The sequence below is a fragment of the Nocardia sp. NPDC058658 genome (assembly GCF_042716665.1).
Lineage (GTDB): Bacteria > Actinomycetota > Actinomycetes > Mycobacteriales > Mycobacteriaceae > Nocardia.
This window is the reverse complement of record NZ_JBHXRR010000015.1, coordinates 132,617-141,487: the sequence shown is the minus strand read 5'-3', so window position 1 is coordinate 141,487 and position 8,871 is coordinate 132,617. Positions and strand designations below refer to the sequence as shown.

The 8,871-nt window shown below is 67.9% G+C and carries 10 protein-coding genes; 3 read left to right on the top strand and 7 right to left on the bottom strand.

Going from position 1 to position 8,871, the window contains the following annotated elements; translation table 11 throughout:
• Positions 1 to 419: 419 nt before the first annotated feature.
• Positions 420 to 1,517: an adenosine deaminase gene (locus tag ACFWUP_RS21120; protein ID WP_379236764.1), complete on the top strand. Its 1,098-nt coding sequence runs from the start codon at positions 420 to 422 to the stop codon at positions 1,515 to 1,517.
• A 44-nt stretch (positions 1,518 to 1,561) separates the two neighbouring features.
• Here ACFWUP_RS21120 and ACFWUP_RS21115 read toward each other — a convergent pair whose 3' ends face one another.
• Genes ACFWUP_RS21115 through ACFWUP_RS21095 form a run of 5 tightly spaced genes read right to left on the bottom strand, consistent with a single transcriptional unit; the run spans position 1,562 to position 4,968 of the window.
• A complete protein-coding gene (locus ACFWUP_RS21115; RefSeq protein WP_379236762.1) occupies positions 1,562 to 2,794 on the bottom strand; it encodes a primosomal protein in 1,233 nt (410 codons plus the stop codon).
• Positions 2,795 to 2,808: 14 nt separating this feature from the next.
• Positions 2,809 to 3,168: a YbaB/EbfC family nucleoid-associated protein gene (locus ACFWUP_RS21110; RefSeq protein ID WP_379236760.1), complete on the bottom strand. Its 360-nt coding sequence runs from the start codon at positions 3,166 to 3,168 to the stop codon at positions 2,809 to 2,811.
• Positions 3,165 to 3,518: a hypothetical protein gene (locus ACFWUP_RS21105; RefSeq protein ID WP_379236758.1), complete on the bottom strand. Its 354-nt coding sequence runs from the start codon at positions 3,516 to 3,518 to the stop codon at positions 3,165 to 3,167. Before ACFWUP_RS21105 ends, ACFWUP_RS21110 begins: the two co-directional genes overlap by 4 nt.
• Positions 3,515 to 4,654 carry a C40 family peptidase gene (locus tag ACFWUP_RS21100; RefSeq protein WP_379236756.1) on the bottom strand — a complete coding sequence of 380 codons (1,140 nt, stop codon included), beginning with the start codon at positions 4,652 to 4,654 and terminating at the stop codon, positions 3,515 to 3,517. Before ACFWUP_RS21100 ends, ACFWUP_RS21105 begins: the two co-directional genes overlap by 4 nt.
• Positions 4,651 to 4,968, bottom strand: coding sequence for a hypothetical protein (locus ACFWUP_RS21095; RefSeq protein ID WP_379236754.1), 318 nt, complete (start codon positions 4,966 to 4,968; stop codon positions 4,651 to 4,653). The genes ACFWUP_RS21100 and ACFWUP_RS21095 overlap by 4 nt, the downstream gene beginning before the upstream one ends.
• Before the next feature lie 146 nt (positions 4,969 to 5,114).
• Here ACFWUP_RS21095 and upp point away from each other — a divergent pair, with 146 nt between their 5' ends.
• Positions 5,115 to 5,738, top strand: a complete 624-nt coding sequence (upp, locus tag ACFWUP_RS21090) for a uracil phosphoribosyltransferase (RefSeq protein WP_379236752.1) — start codon at positions 5,115 to 5,117, stop codon at positions 5,736 to 5,738.
• Positions 5,739 to 5,791: 53 nt separating this feature from the next.
• On the opposite strand, the gene ACFWUP_RS21085 is transcribed toward upp, so the two are convergent.
• A complete protein-coding gene (locus ACFWUP_RS21085; RefSeq protein ID WP_379236750.1) occupies positions 5,792 to 7,291 on the bottom strand; it encodes a phospho-sugar mutase in 1,500 nt (499 codons plus the stop codon).
• Entirely contained in the window at positions 7,292 to 8,071 is a 780-nt protein-coding gene (locus ACFWUP_RS21080) for a purine-nucleoside phosphorylase (protein ID WP_379236749.1), read from the bottom strand.
• Positions 8,072 to 8,164: 93 nt separating this feature from the next.
• On the opposite strand from ACFWUP_RS21080, the gene ACFWUP_RS21075 reads away from it, so the two are divergent.
• Positions 8,165 to 8,866 (top strand): enoyl-CoA hydratase-related protein, encoded by a 702-nt coding sequence (locus ACFWUP_RS21075; protein WP_379236747.1) that lies wholly within the window; start codon positions 8,165 to 8,167, stop codon positions 8,864 to 8,866.
• Positions 8,867 to 8,871: the final 5 nt, after the last annotated feature.

Sequence of the window (8,871 nt, the reverse complement as noted above, 5' to 3'; positions counted from 1 at the left end):
GTTAGCCGCCGTTGCTCGCGCTTCGCGCATGCGCAACGGCGGCTAACTCGCGGCCGGGCCGCTACCGCCGCTGCGCGGCGGACCCTCCCCAGGGGTCGGGTGTGCGGGGCGGGAGTGTGGTCATGGCGGAACCGGGGTGTGCGGGGCTGGTAGTGCGGTTATGGCGGAACCGGGGTGTGCGGGGGCTGGTAGTGCGGTCATGGCGGAACCGGGGTGTGCGGGGCTGGTAGTGCGGTTATGGCGGAACCGGGGTGCGCGGTGTGGCTGGGAGTGCGGTGGGGCTGCGGCCTTGGGGTGTGTGGCGGGTGTGGAGGCGGCGGGTGACCCGTAGTAGTCCTTCTTGGGGCGGTTTATCAACGAGACGGTTGCCACGTGGGGACTTCGCTGCCGGGATCGGCTCGGAGAGCTACCGTCTGTACATGACTGGACCGGCGCCCTTAGACCTTGCTTCGATCCGACGCGCACCGAAGGCATTGCTGCATGATCACCTCGATGGTGGTCTGCGGCCCGCTACGGTGCTGGAGCTGGCCGCTGATTGCGGCTATGACGAGTTACCCGCTTCCGATGCCGAGAGTTTGGGGGCGTGGTTTCGTGACGCTGCCGACAGTGGGTCGTTGGAGCGGTACCTGGAGACGTTCGCGCATACCGTTGCGGTGATGCAGACCCCGGAGGGGCTGCGCAGGGTGGCGCGGGAGTGCGCTGTCGACCTCGCCGCTGACGGGGTCGTGTATGCGGAGGTGCGGTTCGCGCCCGAACAGCACCTCGAAAAGGGCCTCACGCTCGACGAGGTTGTCGAGCACACCCTTGCGGGGTTCCGGGAGGGGGAGGCGATCGCGGCGGAGCAGGGCAATGTCATTCGGGTGACGTGTCTGCTCACGGCGATGCGGCATGCGGCCAGGTCGCGGGAGATCGCGGAGTTGACCGTGCGGTTCCGGGATGCGGGTGTGGGCGGGTTCGATATCGCGGGTGCCGAGGCGGGATTCCCTCCCACCCGGCATCTGGACGCCTTCGAGTACCTGCGAGCCAACCACGCGCACTTCACGATTCACGCGGGTGAGGCGTTCGGGCTGCCGTCGATTCACGAAGCACTGGCCTTCTGTGGCTGTGATCGGCTCGGTCACGGGGTGCGGATCACCGATGACATCAGCGTCCCCGGCGACATCGAGGACGCGCAGCTGGGCCTGGTCGCGAACTATGTGCGCGATATGCGGGTGCCGCTGGAGCTGTGCCCCTCGTCGAACGTGCAGACCGGCGCGGTGCCCTCGCTCGACAAGCATCCGTTCGACCTGCTCGCCCGCCTGCGCTTCCGCGTCACCGTCAACACCGACAACCGCCTGATGAGCGACACCTCCATGAGCGAGGAGATGCTCAAGCTGGTCGACACGTTCGGCTACGGATGGAGCGACCTGGAACGCTTCACCATCAACGCCATGAAGTCGGCCTTCATCCCATTCCCGGATCGGCTGAAGATCATCGACGAGGTGATCAAACCCAGGTACGCGGTACTTGTCGGCTGAAACGAAATCAGGGGTGGCGCCTTGTCGGTGCCACCCCTGAACTCTTATTCGCTGACGAGCCGCGCTTCGAACGTGCGCTGCATGTCGCGGAACTGCTGGGCCTCCGACGCGTACGGCGGGTTCGGCGCCATCCGGTTCGGGTCCGGGTTGAGCAGGTACGAGACGTACCAGCCGAGCGGGTTCGACGGCGCGAGCGCTGTTTCCACACTGTCGTCATCGGCGTAATCGGCTGCGTCGCTGAACAATTCGACCGCGAGATCGAGCTGTTCGGTATCGACCGCCTCCGGTCCCTCGGCCAGATCCTCGACCAGGCCGGTGAGCACGTAGACGTTCTCGTCGGTCACCTCGACCTCGAGCGAACCGTCCACCGCCGCGGTCTGCACCTCGGCGAAGGTCGACACCCGGGCCAGCTCGTGCTCGTGATCGTCGGCCAGGTAGCGGGCCAGGGCACGCTCGGAGCCGAAGACGGTGATGGTGGTGCCGTTGCCGAGGAAGATCGGCTCGTCGTCGAGGTAGCAGCGCAGGGTGAAGTGCTCGCCGTCGGAGGTGACGATCTTGACGGGGTCGATGCCGACCTCGTCCCAGAACGTTTCCTCTTCGTCGGGGGCGTCGAGATCGACGGTCTCGAACTCCTCTTCCTCCTCGGCGACATCGTCGGCGTCGACTTCGTTCTCCTCGGCCGCCAGCAACTCCGCCTCGGCGACCGCGACCGCGGCCGCGTCGACCTCGGGCGTGCTGACGACGCTGTCGATCGCGTCGAGCACATCGTCCCAGCCCTTGACGATCGCGGCACCGACCTGATCCCACAGCTCTTCACCATCGCGGCCGACGAACGTCGAAGCTCCGCTGGCCAGTGCGCCGAGCACCGGGTTGTTGCCGAAGAACTTGGTCACCACGTCGAGCTCGCACACCTCGGCGATATTGCGCACCATCGCCAGGGTGTCCTCGAGCTCGCCGACGACCTCGCCGTCGGGATCGCCCGCGGCCAGTTCCGGCACGGAGACCAGATCGAAGCTGAAGTTCTCCTCCGGCTCCAGCTCAGCGGCCGAAAGTCCGGCGATGACCGCCCAGGACGGGTGGTCGACGAGGTCGTTGTCGGAGTTGGTGCGGATGAACGCCGCCAGCTCCGCAACGGACTCGAAACCGTAGAGGTCGTCCTCGTGACCGAGGAACGCCTCCCACTCATCGTCACCGTCGCGCCAGCGCGGTGCCCACAGGGTGACGAGATCGCCATCGGTCAGACCGAGCTCGATCGGGACGATGTCTCCAGAAGCCATGACGCGAAGCCTAGCTAGCTCGAGCGCCGCGCACTATCCGGCCCGGGTGCTAAGTGCCCGTCGGGCTGTGCACTCGGGCCGGCGAGCGATTCGTTCAGTGTCGCAATGATGTTGGAACGCGCCTCACCGGCGGTCGTGGTGGCCTGTTTGCAGGCCGCCAGGATGAGCGCGGCGGCCTCGGGGGGAGCCAGCGCGGTGATGCCTTCGTCGAGCCGCAGGGCGACGAGGGCGCCGTCGCTGTTCACCTCGGCGGTGACCAGCCCGTCCTCGGTGGTGAACTGCCCGTTGACCTGCTTCAACCCGTACAGCGCCGCCTCGAGCGCTTCGAGCTTTCCGGTGACGCCCGCGACCAGGGCATCCATTTCCGCACTCACAGTGGCCTCATCCAGCTCGTCTGACCGGTGTCGGCGTCGTCGATGCGGTCGAGTTCGTCGACCGCCTGGCGCCGGGTTGGCAGGTTCATCTTGTCGAGCAGTTCGTCAGGGATCTGCGCCTGCTCGCTGTAGACCTCGCGCAGTTTGGCGGCGGCGGCGATGGTCGAGCGCCTGGTCAGGCGCAGGATCTCATCGGCAAGCGCCTGCGCGCCGAACTGGTACTCACTGCGCTCGAACTTGAGCGCGATCGGCAGACCCATGCTGGTCGCGCGGACCGAGATGGTGCCGGAGCGGTTGGTGCTGACCGCGGACTCCACATTGGGCACCTCGGGGATCGGCGTGCCGCTCATTCGGTGGGCCTGTAGAAGCCGTAGAACTCCATGCCACTGTTCTCCGTTCGAATGGAACTGATCGAAACCGGATCGCCGGCCTCGACGAGCTGCCCGTTGCCCACCACCATGGCGACATGGCCGTCCCACACGGCCAGATCGCCCGGCTGCAGGTCACCGGGGGAAACCTGGGGATTGCCGATGTGTTGTTCCTGGGCGAGGCGGGGGAGTTCGACTCCGGCCTCACCGTAGGCGTACTTCGTGAGCCCACTGCAGTCGATGCCCGACTGCGGGTCGTTGCCGCCCCACACGTACGGGGTGCCGCAGGCGCTGATCGCCGAGCGGACCGCTGTCGCGGCCTTCTCGTTGGGCGCCTCGACCACGCTGCCGTCGGGCAGGGTGATCTTGACGCCGGTGCCCCCGGCCGAGCCCGTCGAAGACCCGGCGTCGGTCTTGCCGCCGGTGGTCCCGCCGGTGGTTCCACCGGTCTTCGAACCGCTGCTGGTGCTGCCGCCCATCGCGGTCGACATCGCCGACCCCACGGAGCTGAGCACGGTGCTACCGGTGCTCGCCGCCGTCGACAGCAAGCCCGAACTCGACGCCGAGGACAACAGGTTGCTCGCGCCGGACGACACGCCCGCCAGCGACGTGCTCGACGGGGCCGGGGTGAGTTCCTGGATCGCGGCGGTCTGGGTGCCCAGTTCCTCCTGCACCCGGCCGACCACGCCCATGCCCTGACCGATGTGGTCGATCGCCGAGGCGATCACCGTGGTCAGACCCACGGGTGTACTCACGGCGGGGCCGAGCGCGGACACCTGCGACACGAACGAGTTGACGATCCCGTCGAGTTCCTTCTGCCCGGTCTGCACATAGGCGGCGGCCTGGTCGACCACGGTCGCCATCCCGGTGCCGTTGTCGGACAGGGTGGCCGAGGAGTTCTGCACGCGCAGGGCCTTGGCGGTGACCGCGTCGACGGCCTGACCGTCCCACGCGGTGTTCACGTTGTTGATGCTGTTGCGACCCTGTTCGTAGATCTGGTCGAGATTGGTCGAGGTCGAGCGCAAGCCGTCGGACGGGCCGCCGGTGGCGAGTACGCCGGTGCCGAAGCTCGACAGCAGATCGAGGAGGGGCTGAGCCAGCCCGCTGAGGTCGATCATGCGTCGTCACCGAGCGCGGTGAGGGGTGCGGCGTTGTTCAGGTCGGTCTCGACCAGGGTGGTCGCGGCGCTGGCGGTGGCCGCGCCCATGCTGCTCATGACCGCGGACAGCTGGGCGATCGACGCCACGTGACCTGCGTGGGCGGCGGAGTACGCGGCGGTGAAATCGCCGCCGATGAGGCCCATGACGGGGCCGAGCAGGGTGGGGTCGGAGGCCACTGAACCAGCCGCGGCCGTGGCCAGTTCCGTCGACATCCCCACGGCAGCCGCGCTGTACGCGGTGATGCCCTCGGCATCGGCTGACATTTTACGCATCGAACTTCCCCCAATCCTCGAGTTCCCGGGCAGAGTACGTCCCTCATTGTCTTGGACGCACCGGCTCCGCATTCGGTTCCCTGCTTCCGCGAAAATTTCCCCAGCGGTCGTAGGCGCGAAGCGCCAAACGACCCTATCGTCTTTTCATGCGCACCGACACCGTCGACCATCCGCTCGCCGCGACCCTGCTGAGCACCATGCGGGACGTCCGTACCGATAACGCCACCTTCCGCAATGCTCTTGCCGACCTCACCGGCATCCTCATCTACGAGGCCCTGCGCGACGCGCCCGTGGTGCGCACCCCCATCGACACGCCGGTCGCGGTCACCGACGGCGTCCGATTGGCCGCGCCGCCGCTGCTGGTTCCAGTCCTGCGGGCGGGCCTCGGGATGGTCTACGCCGCCGCCGAACTCGTCCCCGAAGCCCGCGTCGGCTTCGTCGGCATCGCCCGCGACGAACAGACCCACGAGCCGGTGCCCTACCTCGAATCCCTGCCCGCCGACCTGAGCGGCCTTCCGGTCTTCGTCCTCGACCCGATGCTGGCCACCGGCGGTTCCATGCGCCACACCATCGAACTCCTCGTCGCCCGCGGCGCCACCGACATCACCGCGATCTGCGTGGTCGCGGCCCCGGAAGGCGTTGCCGCCCTGGCCGACTCGGGCCTACCCGTCCGCCTGATCACCGCCGCTGTCGACGAGAAACTCAACGACAACGCCTACATCGTCCCCGGCCTCGGCGACGCGGGCGACCGCCAGTTCGGCCCCCGCTGAATCGCCGAGCCGCGGAAACGGTGTCGGACCACCCGCGGTGTCCTCAGCTGGATTCAGTCCGCGAGCGATCGGCAGTAGTCGGAGATCGCGGCGAGCCGGATTTCGGCGTCGGCGCGGGCGGCCGGAAGGGTAGCGGAGTCGGCGACGGGAGCGACTACTTCGATGTAGCACTTGAGCTTCGGTTCAGTGCCCGACGGGCGGACGACGATGCGGAAGTCGTCGGCGTCGAAGATCAGTGCGTCGGTGCGTAATCGACCGCGTACCTGCGCCTGATCGGTGAATTTCACCGGGGTACCGGCTATTTCGGTGGGCGGGTTCGCGCGAAGGCCTGCGACCAGCAGACTCGCGGCGGCCTGGTCGGGCAGGCGCAGAGACACCTGGTCGCCGGCGTGCAGGCCGAATTCGATGGCATAGGAATCGAGTTCGTCCTGCAACGTCGTGCCCTTGGCCTTCAGCAGGGCGACGAGGTCAGCGGCGGCGACGGCGGCGGAGATGCCGTCCTTGTCGCGGACCTTCGTGGGATCGACGCAGTGTCCGATGGCCTCCTCGTAGGCGTACACGAGACCCTCGCCCGCCCTGGCCAGCCACTTGAAGCCGGTGAGGGTCTCGGCGTAGCGGGCCGAGCGCGCGGCGGCCAGCTTCGACAGTAGCCGCGAGGACACGATGGTGGTGGCGACCAGGGGATCGTTCGGCGAGGTGCGCAGCACGTAATCGGCAAGCAGCACACCGGTTTCGTCACCACGCAACATGTGCCAACCATCGGGACCTGCTACGCCGAGAGCGCACCGATCGGCGTCGGGGTCGAGCGCGATCGCCACATCGGCATCGATCCGCGCAGCCAGCGCGAGCAGCAGATCGGCTGCCCCGGGCTCCTCCGGATTGGGAAAACTCACCGTCGGGAAGTCGGGATCGGGCGCGAACTGCTCGTCGACCACATGAACATCGGTGAAACCCGCCCCGGCCAGCGCGCGCACCGCGATCGCACCGCCGACGCCGTGCATCGCGGTCAGCGCGATCCGCACCGGCGCTCGCTCGCCGGGTCCACCGAGCAGACCGGGCAATTCGGCGACCCGCGCGACATACCGATCGACCAGATCATCACCAGATAGCGAAACAGCTTCCCGCGCAACAGGTTCGACAACCGCCTCGATGCACTTCTCGATCTCGCTGTCGGCAGGCGCGATCAACTGCGAACCACCGTCGAGATACACCTTGTACCCGTTGTCGGCGGGCGGATTGTGCGAGGCGGTGATCTGCACCCCCGCCACCGCACCCAACTCCCGCACCGCGAACGCCACCACCGGCGTCGGCACCGGCTCGGGCAGCAACGTCACGGGAAACCCTGCCGCCGTGAAGATCTCAGCGGTCGCGGTGGCGAACTCCGCCGACCCGTGCCGAGCATCGCGCCCGACGACCACGGCCCCACCGCCTAGGCACCTCTCCCGCAGCCAGTCGGCCAGCCCGGCCGTGGCCCGTGACACCGTGGTCACGTTCATCCCGTCCGGGCCATCGCGCAACGGTCCACGCAGGCCCGCGGTCCCGAAGCGCAGCATCTACACGCGCTCCAGAATGCCGCGCAGCAGCTTGCCCAGCCGGGGCGCCGCGGCCTGCCCTTCGGCAAGTACCTCCGCGTGCGAAAGGTGTTCGCCGGTCACGCCCGCGGCCATATTGGTGACCAGCGAGATGCCGAGCACCTTCGCGCCGAGCGAGCGCGCCTGGATCACCTCGAGCACCGTCGACATGCCGACCAGATCGGCGCCGATCGTCGACAGCATGCGGATCTCGGCGGGCGTCTCGTACTGCGGACCGGTGAGCCCGGCGTACACACCCTCGGTCAGACTCGGGTCGATTTCCCTGGTCAGCGCGCGCAACTCGGGATCCCAGGCGTCGACGAGGTCGACGAACCGCGCACCTTCGAGCGGTGTGCGCGCGGTGAGATTGATGTGGTCGGCGATCAGCACCGGTTCGCCGACGGTCAGCCCCGGCCGGAGCCCGCCCGCGGCATTGGTGAGCAGCACGATCTCGGCGCCCGCCGCGATCGCCGCGGTCACCGGATGCACCACCTGCTGGGGTGTATAGCCCTCGTACAGGTGCTGGCGACCCATCAGCAGCAGCACGTTGTTGTCGTTCACGGTGATCGAATGCACCATGCCCCCGTGCCCCTGCGCACTGGGTTTGCCGAAGCCGGGCAGCTCCGTCATCGGGATCGAGGCGTGCGGCGCGCCGATCTCGGCCGCTGCCTCCTGCCACCCCGATCCCAGCACCACGGCCACGCGATGACGCGGCACTCCCGTACGTTCGGCAATCGCCGTAGCGGCCTGTTCGGCAGTCATGTGGAGAGTGTATTGCGGCCGGCCGACAAGTGCGGATCCGCGCTCGCTACCCGCGAGTAACGGTCACCGGCGACCGCGGTTTATTCTCGCTGCATGCCGTATTTGGAGCGCTCTGGTGATGTTTTCGTCCTGTACCTCGGCAACGAGGGCGAGACCGACAACGAGAACCGTTTTTCGCCGGACTGGATCGATGCCTTCCACGGCGCACTCGACGAGGTCGAGGCGTCCGAGGGTGCTGCCGCGCTGGTCACCGTCGCGACCGGCAAGTTCTACAGCAACGGCCTCGACACCGATTACGTCTTCGGCAACCTGGACAAGATCCACGGCTACCTCGACCGCGTGCACTCCCTGTACACCCGCCTGCTGACCTTCCCGATGCCGACGATCGCCGCCGTGAACGGTCACGCGTTCGGCGCGGGCGCCATGCTGGCCACCTCCCACGACTTCCGCGTGATGCGCGGTGACCGCGGCTTCTGGTCGCTGCCCGAGGTGCACCTGGGTATGCCGTTCACGATCGGCATGAACGGCTTGCTGAAGGGTCGCCTGAGCAACCAGGTGTGCGTGCAGGCCATGACCACCGGCCACCGCTTCGGCGCCGACGAGGCCATCGCCGCGGGCATCGTCGATGCCAAGGCCGACGGCGACGAGGTGCTGCCCACCGCGATCGCCCGCGCCGCCGCGCTCACCGGCCTGCGCAAGCCCATCACCCCGATCATCAAGACCGCGCTGCACGCCGAAACCCTCGCCGCGCTGGCCACCCCGGTCACCCCGGAGAACCTCCCCTTCGGCAACTGAGCTGG

Excerpts from the sequence above, each read along its gene's own strand:
- upp (WP_379236752.1), top strand. The coding sequence starts at position 5,115 with ATGCGCACCGACACCGTCGACCATCCGCTCGCCGCGACCCTGCTGAGC.
- ACFWUP_RS21115 (WP_379236762.1), bottom strand. The coding sequence starts at position 2,794 with ATGGCTTCTGGAGACATCGTCCCGATCGAGCTCGGTCTGACCGATGGC.
- ACFWUP_RS21105 (WP_379236758.1), bottom strand. The coding sequence starts at position 3,518 with ATGAGCGGCACGCCGATCCCCGAGGTGCCCAATGTGGAGTCCGCGGTC.
- ACFWUP_RS21095 (WP_379236754.1), bottom strand. The coding sequence starts at position 4,968 with ATGCGTAAAATGTCAGCCGATGCCGAGGGCATCACCGCGTACAGCGCG.
- ACFWUP_RS21120 (WP_379236764.1), top strand. The coding sequence starts at position 420 with ATGACTGGACCGGCGCCCTTAGACCTTGCTTCGATCCGACGCGCACCG.
- ACFWUP_RS21100 (WP_379236756.1), bottom strand. The coding sequence starts at position 4,654 with ATGATCGACCTCAGCGGGCTGGCTCAGCCCCTCCTCGATCTGCTGTCG.
- ACFWUP_RS21075 (WP_379236747.1), top strand. The coding sequence starts at position 8,165 with ATGCCGTATTTGGAGCGCTCTGGTGATGTTTTCGTCCTGTACCTCGGC.
- ACFWUP_RS21085 (WP_379236750.1), bottom strand. The coding sequence starts at position 7,291 with ATGCTGCGCTTCGGGACCGCGGGCCTGCGTGGACCGTTGCGCGATGGC.
- ACFWUP_RS21080 (WP_379236749.1), bottom strand. The coding sequence starts at position 8,071 with ATGACTGCCGAACAGGCCGCTACGGCGATTGCCGAACGTACGGGAGTG.